General features: G+C 65.6%; 13 protein-coding genes, 1 tRNA gene, 1 other RNA gene and 1 pseudogene. 13 read left to right on the forward strand and 3 right to left on the reverse strand.

Annotated features, from left to right (window positions below; translation table 11 throughout):
- The 3 genes and pseudogenes from F813_RS13645 to F813_RS0109675 all read right to left on the reverse strand — a co-directional run.
- Window positions 1–238 (reverse strand): transposase (locus tag F813_RS13645; RefSeq protein ID WP_038060148.1); only part of this gene is annotated, 238 nt, incomplete at its 3' end.
- A 43-nt stretch (window positions 239–281) separates the two neighbouring features.
- A pseudogene (locus tag F813_RS13650) lies at window positions 282–2,597 on the reverse strand (DNA methyltransferase); the annotation flags it as partial.
- Window positions 2,598–2,856: 259 nt separating this feature from the next.
- The gene (locus F813_RS0109675; protein ID WP_017926384.1) at window positions 2,857–3,759 is read right to left on the reverse strand and encodes a complex I NDUFA9 subunit family protein; all 903 of its coding nucleotides are present in this window, start codon (window positions 3,757–3,759) and stop codon (window positions 2,857–2,859) included.
- A 268-nt stretch (window positions 3,760–4,027) separates the two neighbouring features.
- On the opposite strand from F813_RS0109675, the gene F813_RS0109680 reads away from it, so the two are divergent.
- The 13 genes from F813_RS0109680 (at window position 4,028) to F813_RS0109735 (ending at window position 19,895) form a co-directional block, all read left to right on the forward strand.
- A tRNA-Val gene (locus F813_RS0109680) sits at window positions 4,028–4,104 on the forward strand.
- A gap of 136 nt (window positions 4,105–4,240) precedes the next feature.
- Window positions 4,241–5,803 (forward strand): phospholipase D family protein, encoded by a 1,563-nt coding sequence (locus tag F813_RS0109685; protein ID WP_017926385.1) that lies wholly within the window; start codon window positions 4,241–4,243, stop codon window positions 5,801–5,803.
- A gap of 37 nt (window positions 5,804–5,840) precedes the next feature.
- On the forward strand, window positions 5,841–6,311 hold the full coding sequence (locus F813_RS0109690; RefSeq protein WP_017926386.1) for an SgcJ/EcaC family oxidoreductase: 471 nt from the start codon (window positions 5,841–5,843) through the stop codon (window positions 6,309–6,311).
- 32 nt (window positions 6,312–6,343) lie between these two features.
- Window positions 6,344–6,901, forward strand: a complete 558-nt coding sequence (locus F813_RS0109695; protein ID WP_012982547.1) for an RDD family protein — start codon at window positions 6,344–6,346, stop codon at window positions 6,899–6,901.
- Between the two features lie 134 nt (window positions 6,902–7,035).
- Complete coding sequence (locus F813_RS0109700; protein WP_017926387.1) at window positions 7,036–8,040, forward strand: class I fructose-bisphosphate aldolase; 1,005 nt, start codon at window positions 7,036–7,038, stop codon at window positions 8,038–8,040.
- Between the two features lie 476 nt (window positions 8,041–8,516).
- Window positions 8,517–10,250: a thiosulfohydrolase SoxB gene (soxB, locus tag F813_RS0109705; protein WP_026148239.1), complete on the forward strand. Its 1,734-nt coding sequence runs from the start codon at window positions 8,517–8,519 to the stop codon at window positions 10,248–10,250.
- 97 nt (window positions 10,251–10,347) lie between these two features.
- Window positions 10,348–11,442, forward strand: a complete 1,095-nt coding sequence (rlmM, locus tag F813_RS0109710; protein ID WP_017926389.1) for a 23S rRNA (cytidine(2498)-2'-O)-methyltransferase RlmM — start codon at window positions 10,348–10,350, stop codon at window positions 11,440–11,442.
- Window positions 11,443–11,460: 18 nt separating this feature from the next.
- Window positions 11,461–11,821: a transfer-messenger RNA gene (gene ssrA, locus F813_RS14110) on the forward strand.
- Window positions 11,822–11,875: 54 nt separating this feature from the next.
- Window positions 11,876–12,295 carry a secondary thiamine-phosphate synthase enzyme YjbQ gene (locus tag F813_RS0109715; RefSeq protein WP_012982551.1) on the forward strand — a complete coding sequence of 140 codons (420 nt, stop codon included), beginning with the start codon at window positions 11,876–11,878 and terminating at the stop codon, window positions 12,293–12,295.
- 86 nt (window positions 12,296–12,381) lie between these two features.
- On the forward strand, window positions 12,382–16,257 hold the full coding sequence (gene purL / locus F813_RS0109720; protein WP_012982552.1) for a phosphoribosylformylglycinamidine synthase: 3,876 nt from the start codon (window positions 12,382–12,384) through the stop codon (window positions 16,255–16,257).
- Between the two features lie 69 nt (window positions 16,258–16,326).
- The gene (locus F813_RS0109725) at window positions 16,327–16,860 is read left to right on the forward strand and encodes a PilZ domain-containing protein (protein ID WP_017926390.1); all 534 of its coding nucleotides are present in this window, start codon (window positions 16,327–16,329) and stop codon (window positions 16,858–16,860) included.
- Window positions 16,861–16,946: 86 nt separating this feature from the next.
- The gene (locus tag F813_RS0109730; protein ID WP_017926391.1) at window positions 16,947–18,335 is read left to right on the forward strand and encodes a sigma-54-dependent Fis family transcriptional regulator; all 1,389 of its coding nucleotides are present in this window, start codon (window positions 16,947–16,949) and stop codon (window positions 18,333–18,335) included.
- A gap of 186 nt (window positions 18,336–18,521) precedes the next feature.
- The gene (locus F813_RS0109735) at window positions 18,522–19,895 is read left to right on the forward strand and encodes a sigma-54-dependent Fis family transcriptional regulator (protein WP_017926392.1); all 1,374 of its coding nucleotides are present in this window, start codon (window positions 18,522–18,524) and stop codon (window positions 19,893–19,895) included.
- Window positions 19,896–19,962 lie beyond the last annotated feature (67 nt).

Genomic DNA, 19,962 nt, shown 5'->3' on the forward strand with positions numbered 1-19,962 from the left:
CCTGCATCACGGTGCCGGCGATCAGCGAGGCCTGATGCCGACAGGCGTTGCACTGAAACCTCTTGCGCGGGCTGCCGTGCAGGACGCAGTGGGCTTGGCACCCGCAACGCGGGCAGCGGAAGCCGGCCGGCCATCGGGCCCGCTCCAGCGCCGCCTCGCACTGGGCCTCGGTGCCGTACTGGGCGATGAATGCCGGCAACGACATCCCCGGCTGAAACTGAATCCGATTCTGCGCCATGAGGCCACTCTCCGCTCACTGTGTAGCCTCAACGTACGCCCGGGGGTGGCTCACCCAGTGAGCCTGGCTGACTCTCGTCGCTAATCAGGAAACCTTTTCCGAACAGGCAAACGCCTCGATTACTGAGGTCTCGGTTGGAATCCAGAGGTTTGCCTCCGGAAACGTTCGCTCCAGAACTCAGGTCCGCAAATAACTTGCCAGCGCGTTGGTTCAGTTCCACGGTGCGAGCATCGTCGCCGGCGTCCCGTTCGTTGACGACATGCCGCAGGGTGCCGGGCTGGTCTCCGGGTATGCCGACAGTCATGGCGATACGCACGGCGGCGCCGTCGGCGCTGTCCACCCAGGGGTGGTCGGGAATGGCGAAGGCGAGCGACAGGGGCTTCTTGCTGTCGCTCAGATGCGGTTCGAGCACGCGGCGGTTGAAGGTCTGGCGCAGGCTGTTGGTGGTGATGAAGCCGAACCGCCGGGCCTCGCCCTTGCGCACCTTCTCGGCGGCGATGTGCCACCAGTACATGACGAAGTCGGCGGAGTCCGGGACGATGCCCTTGAAGACCTTGCGCACGGCGTCCACGTAGCCGTCGCCCAGGGCGCGGCGCATGGTGGAGGCGCCGATGAACGGCGGGTTGCCGACGATAAAGTCGGCTTCGGGCCATTCGGCGCGGCGGGGGTTGCTGTAGTGGTAGACGGGGGTGCGGCCGGTCTCGTCGGGGATGAGTTCGCCGGTGACGGGGCTTTTCTTGTAGGTGATGCCATCCCAGATGGTGACGGGTTCGCCGTGCTCGTCGCGCATGGGTTCGCGGGCATCAAAGTCGATCAGCGCGTCGCGGCATTCGATGTTGTGGAAGTCGCGCAGGATGGGTTCGGGCAGGCTGAGGCGGCCGTGCAGGCGGTAGTGCCATTGCAGGTAGCCGATCCACAGCACGATTTCGGCGATGGCGGCGGCGCGCGGGTTGATCTCCAGCCCGAGGAACTGGTGCGGGTCGACGGTGAGGCCTTCGGTGTCGAAGGTGGCCTGGCCGGCGCTCAGGTCGCGGATGAGGTTGAGCACTTCGCCTTCGAGGCGCTTGAGGTGTTCCAGCGCGACGTAGAGGAAGTTGCCGGAGCCGCAGGCGGGGTCGAGCACGCGCGTTTCGCACAGCCGGTGGTGGAAGCGGTGCAGCTCGTCCAGGGCCTTGTCGGGCTTGTTCTGTTGCAGCCAGGCCTCGGCGGCGACCTGCACGGTGTTCCATTCGGCGCGCAGGGGCTCGATGAGCGTGGGCATGACCAGGCGTTCCACATAGGCGCGCGGGGTGTAGTGGGCGCCGAGCTTGTGGCGTTCGCGCGGGTCCAGCGCGCGTTCCAGCAGGGTGCCGAAGATGGCGGGTTCGACGAAGCGCCAGTCGGCCTTGCCGGCCTGGATGAGGAGGCCGATCTGGTCGGCGTTGAGCGGGATGGGGTCGATGTTCTGGAACAGGCCGCCGTTGAAGCGCTGCACCTTGTGCATAAGCTGGCCTTCGTAGCCGCCGGTGTTCATCGTCTCCCATAGCGAGCGCATGGCGTCGGGGAAGTGTTCGGGGTTTTGCTGCAGGCGTTCCAGCAGGGCGGTGAAGCTGCCCTTGGGCAGGAGCTCGACGTCCTCGCTGAACATGGTGAACAGGCAGCGCTTGAGGAAGTGGGCGACGCGCTCGACGTTGTAGCCGCCCTGTTCCAGGGATTTGGCGAGCTCGGCCAGGCGCGCGCTGACCTCGCGGGTGACGCGGGCGGCGTGCTTGCTGGCGTCGAGCCGGTCGGGCGCGAGCCACAGGTGGTGCAGGCGCTGCTGGATCTCGGGGTCGCGCAGGTCTTCCAGGCGGATGCGGTGGCGGCTCGGGTCCGGGTACGGGACGTAGGTGCCGCCGGAGCGGGAGAACTCGGAGTAGAGCTCGAGGCTGCGGCCGACATCGGTGACGACGATGAATGGCGGGCGGCCTTCGTCTTCCGGCAGGGCGCGCACGTACTGGTCGGCCTGGTTCTGCGCGGCGAGCATGGCCTTGTCCCAGCCCTGGGTGTGCAGTCCCTTGCCGGTCTGCTTGGCCTCCAGCACGAAGCAGCCGCGGCGGTAGAGGTCGATGTAGCCGCGGTTCTCGCTGCCGTCCGGGTTGCGGATGGTGACGCGGCGTTCGAATACGTAGGCGTTGTCGGCGGTGTCGTCGCTGGCCGGGTCGGGCTGCGGCAGGTCCAGCAGCGCGCACAGCTCGGTGAGGAAGAGCTGGTAGTTGGCGCGCTCGGAGCCGCCGGTGTCGCGCCAGCGGTCGAGGAAGGCCTCGACCTGCTCCGGCGCGGCAATGGGGGCGGGGCCGGATTCTTCGGCGTGGGCCGGGCGGGCCGCGAGTCCGTTCATGTGACGTAAGTCCGTTTTCGCTCTGTGGAAACCTTACCGATTCCGATCGCGGTTGTCCTGTCTGTGCGGGTTGTGGTGGCACATCCGGGCTCTTCTCTGCGGCGGGATGACGGTGTGGGGTGGGGCACAGATTGTAGGAGCCTGCTTGCAGGCGAAGCCCCAGTCAAAGCCGACCACGGGCAGGAGCTTCGCCTGCGAGCAGGCTCCTACGGGGGGAGGTGGGGAGGTGGGGAGGTGGGGTTGATGTGTTCGGTTGGGGTTAGTGGGGTGGGAGGCAGTCGGGCAGGGATTGTTCGAAGGAGTGGGGTGTGATGCCGAGGTTGGGGAAGGAGCCGAGGGTGGGGTTGGCGATGTTGTCCTGCTGCATCAGGTAGAGCTGATCGCGGGTCAGGGGTGGGTTGGGGAGTAGCGATGCCACGGCGGCCAGGGCGTGCCAGACGGTGAATGGTATGGGCAGCATCGGGCGCTTGCGGCCCAGCTGTGTCAGGACGAGGGTCACGATCTGGCGGTAGGTGAGGATGTCCGCGCCGCCGAGTTCGAAGGTGTGTTGGGTGGGCGGCTCGTCGGCGCACAGTTTTGCGCTGGCGCGGGCGATGTCGGTGACGTGTACGGGTTGCAGGCGGGTGTTGCCGCGACCGAACAGCGGGATTACCGGCAGGGCGGCGAGGCTGGCGAGGTTGCGCACGAAGGCATCGCCCGGGCCGAAGAGCACGCTGGGGCGCACGATGATGGCGCTGGGGCATGCTCGGAGGACGGCGGCTTCGCCTTCGGCTCTGGCGCGGATGTACGGCGAGGGCGAGCGGATGTCGGTGCCAATGCCGGAGATCTGGATGACGCGCTCCAGACTCGCCTTTTGGGCTTCGCGGGCGAGGCGGGCGGCGCCTTCGACGTGGATGGTGGTGAAGCGCAGGTCGCGTTGCTCCACGTACAGGCTGACGGCGTTGACGACGCCCCACGCGCCTTCCACGGCACGGGCGACCTCGGCATCGTCCCGGATGTCGGCGCGGCAGTGCTCCAGCCGGGGGTGATCTTGCAGGGTGGCGGGTAGCGTCGGGTGGCGCGAGGCGATGCGCACGGCGTGCCCGGCGTTAAGCAGTTCGTGCACCGTGGCGCTACCGAGAAAACCGGTGCCGCCGAATACCGTAATCAGGTTCGGGTGCATGGCGAGCCCCCTTTGGGCGCGTCGGATCAATGCGGGTTGTGCGGTGCATCGAGCCGTGAGGAGTTTTCTGATGAATGAGACTGTGGTGAGGCTTGAAGTATCCCCCTGGGGGTGGTGTCTCTCCGGGGCGATGTAGGGGGCGTTACCGCGCCGGGCGCTGGCGTTATTCGCCCCGGTCGGGGGTGGTGAGCGCGTTGGGCGGGCAATGCGTTACGAGTGGCTTTGACAGGGCGCGGGGAGCGGGTAGAATACGCGGCTCGAAGACGACAGGCGCGTAGCTCAGCTGGTTAGAGCACCACCTTGACATGGTGGGGGTCGTTGGTTCGAGTCCAATCGCGCCTACCAGTATTTTGAGAAAGCGAGCCAGGGTATCCCGGCTCGCTTTTTTTGTTTGGGGATACGGGCCATGGAAAGGTTCGCACGGGCGGTACATGCTGTCGGTATGGGTCCTTTGTCGGGGGCGGGTGCCGGACATCTGCGGATGAATACGCGCGTGTGGCTTCGGCTGGTTCTGGCGGCGCTGTTGCTGGCGCTTCTGGCGGCCTGTACGCCGATGCAGCCGGCACCGGATCGGGTGGACCGTGCCCCGCAGGCGCCGGCGGTGCAGGGCGATCTGGCCACCTGGCTGGATACGTTGCCAGCAGCCGAGGAAGGGCAGACGGGGTTCCGGCTGCTGGATACCGGGGCGGAGGCCTTCCAGTGGCGGGTGCAGAGTGCGCGCAAGGCGCAGGAACGCATCCATATCCAGTACTACATCTGGCGCGATGACGTGGCCGGTCGCACGCTGCTCGGGGAGCTGCTGGATGCGGCGGACCGGGGCGTGGCGGTGTCGCTGTTGCTGGATGACATGGATGTGCGCGGCAGTGATGACCTGCTGGCGGCGGTCAATCAGCATCCGAATATCGAGGTTCGCGTGTTCAATCCGTTCCGTACGCGCCGGGGTGCGGTGCGTGCGGGGGTGGAGTTTGTCTTTCGTGGCAGCGACCTGAACCACCGCATGCACAACAAGGCCTGGGTGGTGGACGGGCACCTGGCGATCATCGGCGGGCGCAATATCGGGGACGAGTACTTCGAGGTGAGCCCGTACTACAACTTTACGGATCTGGATCTGGTGATGGTCGGCCCGCTGGCGACGGAGGTCGACCATTCGTTTGTGGAGTACTGGAACAGCCGCGCGGCGATCGATCTGCGGCGCATGCGCCGGGTGGAGCAGGATCCGGAGAAGCTCGCACGATACCGGGAGAACCTCGACGCCTGGCTGGCCGAGCACCAGGGGCATCCGCTGCTGACGCTTGAGCCGCTGAATGGCGCGCCTCTGACCCAGCCGATCGATGATGCCGGGGCCTACACCTGGACGGCTCAGGCGAAGCTGGTGGTGGATGACGTCGGCAAGGCCAAGGGGCACGAACACATCCGCGAGGGTGTGGCCGAGGCGGTGGCACGACGGCTGGATGCGGTGGAGTTCGAGCTGTTGATGATCTCGCCGTACTTTGTGCCGGGGCGGGACGGGACGACGCAGTTGGTCGGGATGCGCGAGCGGGGCGTGCGCGTGAGTGTCTTGACGAACTCCCTGGCGGCCAATGATGTGGCCTTTACCCACAGCGGCTACTCGCGTCGACGTCCCGCGTTGCTGCAGGCCGGAGTGGAGCTGCACGAACTGCGCCCGACGGCGCTGCCACCGCGCGCAGCGGCGGATCGCGAGATGGGGGTCGGTTCCTCGCATGCGAGCCTGCATACCAAGGCGCTGATCATTGATCGCGAGGAGGGGTTCGTCGGCTCGTTCAATCTGGACCCGCGCTCGCGTTACACCAACACCGAGCTGGGCGTGTTCCTGCGCGAGCCGGCGATCGTCCAGGAGTTGCTGGACCTGTATGAGCACAGTACCCGGCCGGAGCTGGCGTATCAGGTTCGGCTGGATGACGAAGGCTGGCCGATCTGGACGGACGACGAGGGCACGCTCTACCGCACGGATCCAAAGGCAGGGATCTGGCGGCGCTTCCTGTCCGGGATTACGCGGCTGGCGCCGGTGGAGCCACTCCTGTAAACAGGGGGCTCGTCCAACGTTGTGCACCGGAGGTTTTATGTCCAAGAAAATGTTATCGCTCGCGGTTTTGCCGTTCGTGGCTCTGGCCTCCACAGCGGGTGCCGACGAGGGCGAGATCCAGCGCATCCTGGAGGCCAAAGAGGCCGCCTGGGAGGCGGGTGACGGCGAGGCCTGGGCGCGCGATTATCAGGACGATGCGGGGCTGATCAACCTGTTCGGAATGCGTTTTGACGATCGCGAGACCAACGCCAAGCGGCATTCGGAGGTGTTTCAGGGACCCTTCGCCGGGACTTCGCTGGATGTGGATGTCCAGGACATTGCAATGCTGAACGAGGACCTGGCATTCGCGGAGGCCGTGCTGCGGGTCTCGGACATCGAGGCCATGCCGGCCGGGCTTCCGGATCGTGGCGATGACGTGCTGTACACGCGCATGAGCTTCCTGCTTGAAAGAGACGATCACCACGGCTGGCAGATCCGGTTCGGGCATAACACGGTCGTGCATCCGTAGGGCTGTAATGTCAGGGAAGAAAAGGGGTTTACATGGAATGTAAGGCATGCGGGCGGGACAACCCGCCCGAGGCGCGCTACTGCAATGGCTGCGGCGCGGATCTGGCGGGTGCGGGGGCATCGCCGCGCGCCCAGGGCGGCCCACCGGAGGATCGCGCGGCCTTTGGGGGCTTCTGGCGGCGCGTACTGGCCACCTTGATCGATATGGTGGTGATCGGGGTGCCGCAGATCGTGGCGCAGATGGTGATCAGCCCGGAGACGATGGCCCCCAAGGGTCCGGAACCCGAGTTGATGGCGGCCGATATTGCCTGGATGCTGATCAATATCCTGGTGGCCTGGCTGTACTGGGCCGGCATGCACAGCTCGCGCTACCAGGCAACGGTCGGGAAGATGGCGGTGGGGTTGCGCGTGGTCGACTATCACGGCGAGCGCATCACCTTTATGCGGGCCACGGGGCGTTATCTAGCCGAGATTCTCTCGGGCCTGCTGTTCGGGATCGGCTATCTGATGGTGGCCTTTACCCGCCGCCGCCAGGCGCTGCATGACCTGATCGCGGAGACCTTCGTGGTGCGCAAGGAGTGGCTGAACTAGGCCACCGGCACGTTAGCGGCAGAGACGGTTTGTGAACTGCTCCCGGGCGTTGGGAGTCCCTATGGAAGAACCCCGAGTGGGGAACTACTCTCCAACGGAAATCCATACGGGCATACCGACCCCAAGGAGCAGGCATGAAAATCGACACATTGATCGAGACCGCCGAGGCGATGGTGGCCCCTGGAAAGGGCATCATCGCGATCGACGAATCCACCGGCACGATCGGCAAGCGATTCAATGCCGTGGGGGTGGAGAACACCGAGGAGAATCGCCGGACCTACCGCGAGCTCCTGCTGACCACGCCGAAGCTGAACGAATACATCTCCGGCGCCATCCTGTACGACGAAACCCTGCGCCAGTCCACGCGCGACGGCAAGCCATTCGCGGATGTGATGCGCGAGGCGGGCATTCTGCCCGGTATCAAGGTGGACACCGGCGCCAAGGACCTGGCGGGCTTCCCCGGCGAGAAGGTTACCGAGGGCCTGGACGGGCTGCGCGAGCGTTTGCAGGAATACGCGAAGATGGGGGCGAAGTTCGCCAAGTGGCGCGCCGTCATCACGATCGGCGAGACCATGCCAACGGACACCTGTATCGAGGCCAATGCCCATGCGCTGGCCCGCTATGCGGCGCTTTGTCAGGAGCAGGGGCTGGTGCCCATTGTGGAGCCCGAGGTGCTGATGGACGGCGATCACGACATCGAGACCTGCTATGGCGTCACCGAGGCGACCCAGCGGGCGGTGTTCAACGCGCTGTACGAGCACCACGTCTTGCTGGAAGGCACGATTCTGAAGGCCAGCATGGTGATCCCCGGCAAGGACTGCCCGGAGCAGGTGGGCGTGGAGGATGTCGCCCATGCGACGCTGCGCTGCCTGGCATCCGCAGTGCCCGCGATCCTGCCGGGTATCGTGTTCCTGTCCGGCGGGCAAAGTGACGAGGATGCGACCGCGCACCTGGACGCGATGAACCGCATTGGCGGCACGCCCTGGCCGCTCTCGTTTTCCTATGGCCGTGGCATGCAGCAGGCCGCGATGAAGCTGTGGGGCGAGAACATGCAGGCGAATTTCGAGAGCGCGCAGAAGACCGTGTACGAGCGCGCCCGCGACAATGGTCTGGCCGCGGAGGGCAAGTACGCGGCCTAGGCCGCGTGGATCACGATAAGCGGGCGTGACCCCGAACCCCGCGGGATAGTTGATCTGAATCAATCCCCGCCGGGTTTGAGGTTCATAGACTGTAGCTGCCGGGCATGGGTCGATCGGCGAAGGCACAAGGATCAGCGCTGTTGGCGCCGTGCCCCCGTATCGATTCCTCCGGCGGTGTATGTCGCGTCTTGGCCTGTTACCCCCAGGGTGACAGGCCTTTTTTGTGACCTGCGTTGTGGCTCTGGCAGGCTCCCGGAGCATTTTTTTGTCGGCGCAGATCGGATTGGAACGGGTTCGAATTTCATTCGATCCCGCGCGAACTCGCACTAACTCCGGTAGGCTGCGCACCCGATAACGACCAGGCCGATGGAACAAAATTGGCCTCAGCACGTCGGGAATAACCGGGAAGAGGACCGGAACAGGTCCAGCTAGAAATTGCGATTTATCCAATTCAAACCACCAATAGGAGCCAGTCAATGAATCTGACTCGGAGAGAATTTCTGCAAGCCATGGCCGTGGCGAGCGCCGCCGGCTTCTCGATGAATGCCTGGGCCGGCGAGAAGGGGTCGTGGAAGCCCCTGAGCAGCGAGATGTACGACATCCCGAAGTTCGGCAATGTCTCGTTCCTGCACTACACCGACTGCCACGCGCAGCTGAAGCCGATCTACTTCCGCGAGCCGAACGTGAACATTGGCGTGGGCGACATGAAGGGCAAGCCGCCGGTGCTGGTGGGCAATGAGCTGCTCGAGTGGTTCGATATCAAGCCCGGTACGCCGATGGCGCACGCGGTCACGCACCTGGATTACGCCGACGCGGCGGAAAAATACGGCCGCATGGGTGGGTTTGCGCACCTGTCCACGCTGGTCAAGAAGCTGCGCGCCGACCGGCCGGACGCGCTGCTGCTGGACGGCGGCGACACCTGGCACGGTTCTGCGGTGTCCCTGTGGGACGACGGTCAGGACATGGTCGACGCGCAGAAGCTGCTGGGCATCGACATTATGGTGGGCCACTGGGAGTTCACCTTCGGTGACGACCGCGTGATGGAGATCGTCGAGAACGACTTCAAGCCGAACGGCATCGACTTTCTGGCGCAAAACATCGAGGACCGCGACTGGGGCGACCCGGTGTTCGAGCCCTACACCATTCGCGAGATGAACGGCGTGCCGGTGGCGGTGATTGGTCAGGCCTTCCCGTACACCTCGGTGGCCAACCCGAGCTACATGTTCCCGGACTGGAGCTTCGGTATCCGCGACGAAAACATGCAGCGCATGATCAACGAGTGCCGCGAAAAGGGCGCGAAGGTGGTCGCGATCCTGTCGCACAACGGCATGGTCACGGACATGGAAATGGCCCGTAACCTGGAAGGCGTGGACGTGATCATGGGTGGTCATACCCACGACCCGATCCCGGGTGCGGTCGAGATCGAAAACGCCGGTGGCGACATCACGCTGGTGACCAACGCCGGTTCGAACGGCAAGTTCCTTGGCCTGCTGGACCTGGATGTCGGCGAGAGCGGCGTGCGCGACTACAAGTTCCACATGCTGCCGGTGTTCTCCAACCTGCTGGATGCCGATCCGGAGATGGAAGAGCACGTGAAGAAGGTTCACGAGCCCTACCAGGACAAGCTGAGCGAAGAGCTCGCGGTGACCGACGGTGTGCTGTACCGCCGAGGCAACTTCAACGGCACCTTCGACGAAGTCATCCTGGATGCGCTGCGCGAGAAGCTGGATGCCGAGGTCGCGCTGTCCCCGGGCTTCCGCTGGGGTGTCAGCGTGCTGCCGGGTCAGCCGATCACCTTCGAGGAGGTGATGAGCCAGACCGTGACCACGTACTCCGAGGTCCAGCGTAACGAGATGACCGGCGAACAGCTGAAGAACACGCTGGAAGACGTCGCCAACTCGATCTTCAACGCCAACCCGTATCACCACCGCGGTGGCGACATGGTCCGTACCGGCGGGATCAAGTACACGATTGATCCGCACGAGTCGATGGGTTCGCGTATCAGCGACCTGGAGATCAACGGCGAGCCGATCGACATGGACAAGAACTATGTCGTGGCCGGCTGGGCGAACGTGCACGAGCCGCTGGATTCCGAGCCGGTCTGGGAACTGGTCGCGGACTACCTGCGCGAGAAGGGTACGGTCGAGGTCAGCAAGCCCTATCTGCCGAAGCTGAAGAACGTCGAAGGCGATCCGGGCCTGGAGGTCTGATCCCGACCGTGGATTGGTGACCCGGATGTTCGGTCCGGGTACCCTCAAAGCCGCCTCACCCCTCTCGGGTGCGGCGGCTTTTTTTCATGGAGGGGACATGGAGGCGATCGAGGCGACGGCGTCCGAACTGCTGTTTTACTGCCGCCCGGGCTTCGAGCCCGACCTGATTGCCGAGTTGACGGAGCGGGCAGCGGAGAAGGGCATGGCCGCCTATCCGCGTGCGAAGCCCGATACCGGTTTTGTACGCTTTGTCCCGGCGGATGGCGATCTGGTGGGGCTGGCCGCGGCACTGCCGCTGGATGAATTGATTTTTGCCCGCCAGCGCCTGTTAGCGCTGCACCCACTGGAACGCCTGAGTCGGGACGATCGGGTCACCCCAATCCTGGACCAGCTTCAGTTGACGGGGATCGGTTTCGACTCGGTGTGGCACGAATGTCCGGACACCAACGAGGGCCAGTCGCTGGTCCGGCTGGCGCGCGCGCTGGATCGACCCTTGCAGGCCGTGCTGCGCAAACGCGGCCTGCTGGTGGAGGATGCGGCGGGCTTGCGGGCGCATCTGTTCTGGTCCGCGGGTGACCGGGTACAGATTGCATTCTCCCGGCCGGGAGAACGCAGTGAGTGGCTGGAGGGCAAGCCGCGCCTGCGGGCGGCGTCCGACGCGCCCAGTCGGTCCGCGCTGAAGCTGGAGGAGGCCTGGCACACATTTATCCCGGCGGAGCAATGGCCGGAACGACTGGCCGAGGGCATGCAGGCTGTGGACCTGGGGGCCGCTCCGGGCGGCTGGACCTGGCAGCTGGTGCGGCGCGGGATGCACGTGCATGCAGTGGATAACGGTCCGATGGACGAGCGCCTGATGGCGACGACCCAGGTGGAACATCACCGCGAGGATGCCTTTGTCTGGGAGCCACCCAACCCCGTGACCTGGCTGGTCTGCGACATCGTGGACAAGCCGGCGCGTGTCGCCGCACGCATGGGGGACTGGCTGGAACGGCAGTGGTGCCGCGAGGCGGTGTTCAACCTGAAACTACCGATGAAGAAACGCTGGCAAACCGTGCGGGACTGCCTGGCGCATCTGGGTGAGCGGCTGGATGCGGCGGGGCTTGCCCATGACATCAAGGCCCGGCAGCTGTATCACGACCGGGAGGAGGTGACGGTGCATGTTCAACTGGCCGCGGAACCCCGGGCGCGCTAGACTGTCTGTGTACTACAAGGGGGCGACTTGGATTCGACGCGGGTCGCGAAACCTTAGGTGCATGCCGAGGATGTGGTGAGCCTCGTAAAAATCACTGCAAAAAAATAGTTGCCAACGACGACAACTACGCACTCGCCGCTTAAAAACCGGTAGATGCCGTCCGACTGGAGCCGTGCTTGTGCGTCCAGTATCGGGCGTCGACTCTCACAAGCTCGTGGTGAAGCGCGCCCGGCGTGGATCCATTAAAACTCAACCGGGATCGCCAGCCGTTGTCCCTGCCTGTCGGGTAGCGTCTGGTTAAACTCAAAGACGGGATAAGCATGTAGAGCCGAAGGCGGAGGGCCTGCGGACGCGGGTTCGATTCCCGCCGCCTCCACCACATTAGCCAGTCCAATCAAGCGCCTTCGGGCGCTTTTTTGTTGGGGAGCAAGGCATGGCCATTCATCAGGAAACCCTCCGCGTACGAACCGAGGGGCGCGGGACCCTCAACATCACGCGTCAGATCGAGGAGATCGTTCGCGCCAGCGGCATCACGACCGGCACCTGTCACGTCTTCCAGCACCACACCAGCGCCTCGTTGCTGGTGACCGAGAACGCCGATCCTGATGTGCGGCATGACCTGGAAACCCTGATCGCACGCATGGCACCGGACGGCGATCCCGCATACCGGCACGACATGGAAGGCGACGACGACATGGCCGCCCACGCTCGCGCCATGCTGACCCACAACGACCTGACCGTGCCGGTCGGGCGCGGCCGGCTGATCCTGGGTACCTGGCAGGGCCTGTTTCTGTGGGAGCACCGCTACGCCGCGCACACCCGCACGCTGACTGTGACGGTCCACGGAGAGTGACCCAGCAGGCGAGCGGCGGTCCCGGCCCGGCGCCGGGTCCGGTACAATGCGCAGCCTTTGTCATCTCCGGGTATTGAGGAAGCGCAATGCGGTTTGTGGAAGGGGGTATCGCCGTCTCGCCATTTCGGTTGCGGGCACTGGAAGCCGGCCTGCGGGCGAGTGTCCCTGACGCAGGCCCACTGACGGCGCGTTTTGTCTACTTCATCGAACCTCGACGCCGCCTGACGACGGAAGAAGACGCGATCCTGGACCGCCTGCTGCGCGAGGGCGAAGCCTGGCGCGAGCCAGACTTCGAGATTCAGCGCGAACTGGTGGTGATTCCGCGTTTTGGCACGATCAGCCCGTGGTCGTCCAAGGCCACCGAGATCGCCCACCACGCCGGTCTCGAGGAGGCTGTCGGGCGGATCGAGCGCGGCATTCACTGGCAGATTGGCGGGCAGGGGGCCAAAGGCGCGGCCCTCGAGGCGCTGGGCGATGTCCTGCACGATCGGATGACCGAGACCGTGATCGAGGATCCGGCGGAGGCGGCGCGGCTGTTCCAGTCCGAGACGCCGCGCTCGCTGGGTCGTGTCGAGCTGGGCGACGACCCGCGCCGGGCGCTGGAAGCCGCCAATGTCGATCTGGGGCTCGCGCTGTCGCCGGACGAGATCGAATATCTGGCGGAGGGCTATGCGGCGCTCGGGCGTGCGCCCACCGATGCCGAGCTGATGATGTTCGCCCAGGCCAACTCCGAACACTGCCGCCACAAGATCTTCAATGCCGCCTGGATCCTGGATGGCGAGGCGGATGACCGCACGCTGTTCGGGATGATCCGCAGTACCCACCAGAAGCACCCGGAACGCGTTCTGTCGGCCTACAGCGACAATGCCTCGGTGATCGCCGGGCATGCGGGTATCCGTCTGATGCCGGACGCAGTCACCGGCGAGTATCAGCGCGAATCACTGGATCTGCCGATCCTGATGAAGGTGGAAACCCACAACCACCCGACCGCGATCTCGCCGTTCCCGGGGGCTGCCACGGGCTCGGGGGGCGAGATCCGCGACGAGGGGGCCACCGGCCAGGGCTCGAAGCCCAAGGCAGGGTTGACCGGCTTTACCGTGTCCAATCTACAGATCCCGGAGCTGCCACAGCCGTGGGAGCATGATTTCGGCCGGCCGCAGCGCATCGAGAGCGCGCGCCAGATCATGCTGGATGGCCCGATCGGCGCCGCTGCATTCAACAACGAGTTCGGCCGCCCCGCGCTGGCCGGATACTTCCGCACCTTCGAGATGGCCCTGCCGCGCTCGGATGGCAGCGGGGCGCTGTACGGCTACCACAAGCCGATCATGCTGGCCGGCGGGCTGGGATCGATCCGGGGCGAACACGTGCACAAGCAGGACGTGCCCCCGGGTACGCCGATCGTGGTGCTGGGTGGCCCCGCGATGCTGATCGGCCTGGGCGGCGGGGCGGCCTCGTCGATGGCGAGTGGCGCCAGTGCGGAGCAGCTCGATTTCGCCTCGGTGCAGCGTGGCAACCCGGAGATGGAGCGGCGTTGCCAGGAGGTGATCGACCGCTGCACCGCGCTGGGGACGCAGAATCCGATCCGGTCGATCCATGACGTGGGTGCGGGCGGCCTGTCCAATGCGATTCCCGAAATCCTCGACGATGCCGGTCGGGGCGGCGTGATCGAGCTGCGGGAGGTCCCGACCGCCGAGCCGGGCCTGTCGCCAATGGAGCTGTGGTGCAACGAGGCGCAGGAACGCTACGTGCTGGCCGTGGACGACGCGCGCCTGGCGACCTTCCGCATGCTGGCCGAGCGCGAGCGGGCACCGTTCGCGGTGGTGGGGCGTGCGACCGAGGAAGGGCACCTGAAGGTCGAGGACCGGCTGTTCCACGAGCCGCCCGTGGACATGCCGATGGGCATGCTGCTCGGCAAGACGCCGCGCATGACGCGCGAGGACCGTCGTACGGCACCGCCGGCCACTGACTTTGACGCGGGGGCTTGCCCGCTGGATGAGGCGGTGCGTCGCGTGCTGCAGGTGCCGGCGGTGGCGGCCAAGCACTTCCTGATCACGATCGGTGATCGCAGCGTGGGCGGGCTGGTCGCGCGCGATCAGATGGTCGGCCCGTGGCAGGTGCCGGTCGCCGATTGCGCCGTGACGCTGACCGACTTCGAGGGCTATACCGGCGAGGCAATGGCGATGGGTGAGCGCACGCCGCTGGCGGTGCTCTCCGGCCCGGCCTCGGGGCGTATGGCGATCGGCGAGGTCGTGACCAACATGGCCGCCGCGGATATCGACAGTACCGAGATGATTCGGCTGTCGGCCAACTGGATGGCGGCCGCCGGCGTGCCCGGGGAGGACGCGAACCTGTTCGATACGGTGCGCGCGGTGGCCGAGGACGTTTGCCCGGGGCTGGGTATCTCCATTCCGGTGGGCAAGGATTCGCTGTCGATGCGTACGGTCTGGGAGACCGCCGATGGCGAGGCGCGCGACATGTACTCCCCGGTCTCGCTGATTGTCTCGGGCTTTGCCCCGGTCGCCGATGTCCGGCGCAGCGTGACGCCCGAGCTGAATCCAAGCGCGGATTCGACCCTGTGGCTCATTGATCTGGGCGAGGGGAACACCCGCATGGGCGGTTCGGCGCTGGCCCAGGCCTGGGGGCATATCGGGCGCGAGGCACCGGATCTGGTCGATGTGGCGCGCCTGCGTGGTTTCTTTGATGTGATCACGGGGCTACGCCGCAAGGATTTGCTGGCCGCCTACCACGATCGCTCCGATGGCGGCCTGTTCACGACACTTGCGGAGATGGCCTTCGCCGGTCGTTGCGGGCTGGAGGTCACGGTGCCCGACGACCACCGCGCTCAGGAGTGGCTGTTCAACGAGGAGCTGGGCGCAGTCGTGCAGCTGGCCCCGGGGGCCGAGGCGGCGCTACGTGACGGGCTGAACGCCGTGGGCCTGGGCGCGCACCTGCACCGCGTTGCGACCGTGCGCGTGGATGACCGCGTCCTCGTACGCCAGGGACCGAAGGATTTGCTGGAGACGACGCGGGCGCAGTTGCAGGGCGTGTGGCAGGCCACCTCGGCCGCGATGCAGCGGCTGCGCGACGATCCGGAATGCGCCGACGAGGAATTCTCTCGCGTAGACGAAGATGGCGGCCTGACAGCACGCCTTGGTTTCGACCCGGCCGAGGATATCGCCGCGCCCATGATCGCGACCGGTGAGCGGCCGCGCGTGGCGATTCTGCGCGAGCAGGGGGTGAACGGCCAGCTGGAGATGGCGGCGGCGTTCGAGCGCGCGGGCTTTCAGCCGGTGGATGTCCACATGACGGACCTACTCTCGGGTCGACGAGCACTGGACGAGATGCAGGGCCTCGCCGTCTGCGGCGGCTTTTCCTACGGGGACGTGCTCGGGGCCGGGGGCGGCTGGGCCCAGACCATCCTGAACCATGCGGCGCTGCGCGATCAGTTTCAGGCCTTTTTCGACCGCACCGACAGCTTTACGCTCGGGGTTTGTAATGGCTGCCAGATGTTGTCTCATCTGGCCCCGCTGATCCCCGGGGCGGATCACTGGCCGCGCTTTGTGCGCAATCGCTCGGAGCAGTTCGAGGCCCGGTTGTCACTCGTTCGGGTGGAGCCGGGACCCTCGGTCCTGCTGGACGGTATGGGCGGGTCTCTGCTGCCCGTCGTGGTCTCGCACGGGGAGGGCCGCGTGCAGTACCGGGACGAAGTCCCGGTACACGATCAGGCGGCGCTGCGCTACGTTGAGGCCGACGACACACCGGCCACCCTCTACCCGGCGAATCCCAACGGCTCCCCGGGCGGCGCCACCGGTTTCACTTCGCAGGATGGCCGTGCCACGATCATGATGCCGCACCCGGAACGGGTGTTCCGCACCGTGCAGCACAGCTGGCACCCGCAGGACTGGGGCGAAGATGGCCCCTGGATGCGGTTGTTCCGCAATGCGCGTGTGTTTGTGGGCTGATCGTCTATAAGCGTCTGTACAAGCCGCGCAAGTGGCGGGAACGCACCCCGCCGGTAACCAGGAGGTCCGATGACGGCGAGCGAATGGAGCGAGTACCTGGGGGATGATCTGCGAGTGAGCAGTGCACTGGCGGTCGGCCCATCCGAGCGCGCCTTGACGGATCCGGGGCTCGCACAGCGTCTGATCGAAAGCCTGGATCTGTTCGACGACACTCACCCGCGCTCGATCCCGCACGAGGACGAGAGCGCACCCGAGATCCAGCGCCTGGAACACAAGCTCGACCTGCTGCTGCATCTGGTGGCCGAATCGCTGCACCCGGCCCGTCCAGCACCCGTGGAGGCCACGTTGTCACGCCACGGGATTGTATTGCCGGCGGGCACCGTACCCGAGGACTGTGATCGGCTGGAGATCTACCTCAGCCGGCTGCTGCCGCAGCCTTGCGTACTGGGTGTCGAGAGTCCGACAACCACCGGAGACGTACAGCTGATGCGGTGGGCTGGCATGGAAGACACCCTCAGAGAGGCCCTTGGACGCTGGATTTTTCGGCTGCATCGGCGCGAGATTGCCGACAAACGACAGAAAGTTGACGCCGATCACAACTAGCCGGATACTGAGACGCTCATCACACCTTTGTATGGGTCGGCTTCGGACCCTGCATGAGTCAACTCAGTCTACGAGCGGTGGCCGGTATGACGGATCTGAATGGACGCAGCCAGGAACTACGGATTGCTCTCACCGGTGAACCAGGCGCTGCCCGCGACACGCAGGCGATTCTGTCCTGTCTTGGTTGTGAGACCGAATCCCATGAATCCGCCGAAGCCCTGATCGACCAGGGTTCCGATGCCGCCGCGGTATGGTGGTGCGGCCCGGCCGCGGAGCTGGACCAGCGCCTGTTCGATGGGCTAAACGGTCAGACGACCGTGGTCGTGCAGCCCACCGATGGCGAGAAAATCAGCGCCCCGAACTCGGGTTGCGTGGTCGAGCACCCGTTGTCGATTGCCCAGGTCAGCCAGGTCCTGCAGTGGCTGCGGTACGGCCGCGAGCCCGGTCACGACGACATGCCGGGCCTGGTGGGTGTGCATCCGACGATGCTCGCGGTCAAGCGCCTGGTCGCACAGGTGGCCCGTACCGATGCCACGGCGCTGATTCTGGGCGAGACCGGGTCCGGCAAAGAGGTCATTGCGCGGGCGATCCACGCGGCGTCCGATCGTGCGGACAAGCCCTTCGTCGCCGTCAACTGCGGTGCGATCCCGGCGGATCTGCTCGAAAGCGAGCTGTTCGGGCACGAGAAGGGGGCCTTTACGGGCGCCTTTACCGCGCGTACCGGCCGCTTCGAACTGGCCGGTGACGGGACGCTGTTCCTCGACGAGATCGGGGACATGCCGTTGCCGATGCAGGTCAAGCTGCTGCGTGTTCTGCAGGAGCGGGTGTTCGAACGTGTCGGTTCGAACAAGTCCATCTCCACCAATGCACGGATCATCGCCGCTACGCACCGCAATCTGGATGACGCGGTGACCGAGGGCAGTTTCCGTCAGGATCTGTTTTTCCGGCTCAACGTATTCCCGATCGAACTACCGCCTCTGCGCGAGCGCGCGAGCGACATCCCCTCGCTGGTGGCGGCGCTGGAGGACCGGTTGCGAGAGCAGGGCATGACGCCGGCCCATTTGACCCCGGCTGTGATGGCTCACCTGAGCCAGCTGCCGTGGAAGGGCAACATCCGTGAACTGGCGAACCTGCTCGAGCAGTTGGCCATTATGTATCCGGATCTGCCAGTGGACCTCGGGCAGCTTCCCCCACGGGTCCGTCCGGAGGGGATCGAAGACCTGACCATGCCACCGCAGAGCGATGCGAATGGGCAGGCCGGCAGCGCGCCGAATGGGGCATTGGGCCTGGCCCGCGAGGGGTTGCCCCCGGAAGGCGTAGACCTGCGGGGCTATCTGAATGACCTGGAGCGCGAAATGATCGTTACGGCGCTGAACGAAACCGGGCAGGTCGTCGCGCGTGCGGCGCGCCGGCTCGGCATGCGCCGCACCACCCTGGTCGAGCGTATGCGCAAGTTCGGATTGGGCAAGGCCTGAGGTTACTGCCCCTTGCTCCCACATCGTCGGGAAGCCGTCAGGTGGGGGCCGCGTCGAGATCGATACGTCCGACGAGGATTTGACGACAGGCATCTGAATCCCTCCTGAAGTCCCTGTATTACTTCATTTGATTTTTTCTGGCTTGCTTCTTGCTGGTTGCCTCCTGAACTTTCGAGGAACCGGTTTATGTCCAGAGCGACCATTCTCCTAGTCGATGCGGAACCCGCGCTGCGCGAGGCGGTGGTCCGTGTATTGGCGACGATCCCGCGTGTGCGGCTGGAATCCTGTCGGGGCGAGGCGCTACCGGTCGCACTGGAGACGCATCGCCCTTGTGCGGTGCTTGTGGCCCGTAGTGGCGCACCGGGCAACTGGGCCGAGCTGGGTGCGCGGATACCGGTCGCGGCAGTCGGGCAAGAGGCCACGCGGGACGAAGAGATCGGGGCCTTGCGCGAAGGATTGGCTGCGCATTTCGCCCTGCCTGACATGGCCGAGGCCATGGCTGACTGGCTGCGTTCGGTGGCCAAGCCATCGCCCAGCATCGTGGTGCCGCGGATGGTGGCGCAAAGCGCCTCGATGCAGTTGCTGGACGCCTTTGTCTCGCGGATTGCGGCGAGCCCCGCGACGGTATTCGTCACCGGCGAATCAGGCGTTGGCAAGGAGGTTCTGGCCCGCCAGGTGCATGCCCGCTCACCACGTGCGAACGGCCCGTTCGAGGCGGTCAACTGCGCGGCGCTTCCGGAGACCATGCTGGAGGCCCTGTTGTTCGGGCATGCGAAGGGGGCGTTTACCGGGGCGCTGGAGGCGCGGCCCGGTAAATTCGCCCAGGCCCATGGCGGGACGCTGCTGCTCGACGAGGTCACGGAGATCCCGGTGAACCTGCAGGCCAAGCTGCTGCGGGTACTGCAGGAACGCGAGGTGGAGCCACTGGGAGGCCGGCAGGCCCGCCGCGTGGACGTGCGGGTGATCGCGACGTCGAACCGCGACCTGCGCGAGGCACTGGCGGAAGGGGTGCTGCGCGACGACCTCTACTACCGCCTGAATGTTTTTCCAGTCTGGATCCCGCCCTTGCGCGAGCGTCCGGAGGATATCGTGCCGCTGGCGCGCGCCCTGCTGCGCCGATTGAGCGGTAATGCCCTGACGGATCTCGATGCCTCTGCCCGGAAGCGGCTGGTCGAACACGACTGGCCGGGCAATGTGCGCGAGCTGGCCAACGTGATGGAACGCGCGGTGACCCTGCACGATGCGGCGCGCGGACCCGTCATCGGTGTCGAGGCCATCTGGCTGGACCTGGACATGCTGATGCCCTGGGGCACGCACGAGTGTCGGGCATCGGACGCTTCAGCCCCCGCTGACCGCGACTCGGTCGACGAGAACTCGACGCCCATGCTGGAACAGACCCTGCAGACACAGGAGAGTCGGGTGATTCTCAATGTCCTGCGCGAGTCGGGCGGACGGCGCAAGGAGGCGGCGGAACGTCTGGGAATCAGCCCCAGAACATTGCGTTACAAGATTGCCCGGTTGCGGAAATCGGGCTTCGCGGTTCCTTCGTCGAATCACTAGTGGGCTGACTGGCATGGCCTTTGCTTCGTGCTATTTCGACGCCGACCGGCCACACGGGCATTGGCGC

The organism is Thioalkalivibrio sp. HL-Eb18, assembly GCF_000364985.1.
GTDB lineage: Bacteria > Pseudomonadota > Gammaproteobacteria > Ectothiorhodospirales > Ectothiorhodospiraceae > Thioalkalivibrio.

Bases quoted from the DNA above. Each gene is read 5' to 3' on its own strand.
- F813_RS0109675 (WP_017926384.1), bottom strand. From the start codon at position 3,759: ATGCACCCGAACCTGATTACGGTATTCGGCGGCACCGGTTTTCTCGGT.
- F813_RS0109685 (WP_017926385.1), top strand. From the start codon at position 4,241: ATGAATACGCGCGTGTGGCTTCGGCTGGTTCTGGCGGCGCTGTTGCTG.
- F813_RS0109690 (WP_017926386.1), top strand. From the start codon at position 5,841: ATGTCCAAGAAAATGTTATCGCTCGCGGTTTTGCCGTTCGTGGCTCTG.
- F813_RS0109695 (WP_012982547.1), top strand. From the start codon at position 6,344: ATGGAATGTAAGGCATGCGGGCGGGACAACCCGCCCGAGGCGCGCTAC.
- F813_RS0109700 (WP_017926387.1), top strand. From the start codon at position 7,036: ATGAAAATCGACACATTGATCGAGACCGCCGAGGCGATGGTGGCCCCT.
- soxB (WP_026148239.1), top strand. From the start codon at position 8,517: ATGAATCTGACTCGGAGAGAATTTCTGCAAGCCATGGCCGTGGCGAGC.
- rlmM (WP_017926389.1), top strand. From the start codon at position 10,348: ATGGAGGCGATCGAGGCGACGGCGTCCGAACTGCTGTTTTACTGCCGC.
- F813_RS0109715 (WP_012982551.1), top strand. From the start codon at position 11,876: ATGGCCATTCATCAGGAAACCCTCCGCGTACGAACCGAGGGGCGCGGG.
- purL (WP_012982552.1), top strand. From the start codon at position 12,382: ATGCGGTTTGTGGAAGGGGGTATCGCCGTCTCGCCATTTCGGTTGCGG.
- F813_RS0109725 (WP_017926390.1), top strand. From the start codon at position 16,327: ATGACGGCGAGCGAATGGAGCGAGTACCTGGGGGATGATCTGCGAGTG.
- F813_RS0109730 (WP_017926391.1), top strand. From the start codon at position 16,947: ATGACGGATCTGAATGGACGCAGCCAGGAACTACGGATTGCTCTCACC.
- F813_RS0109735 (WP_017926392.1), top strand. From the start codon at position 18,522: ATGTCCAGAGCGACCATTCTCCTAGTCGATGCGGAACCCGCGCTGCGC.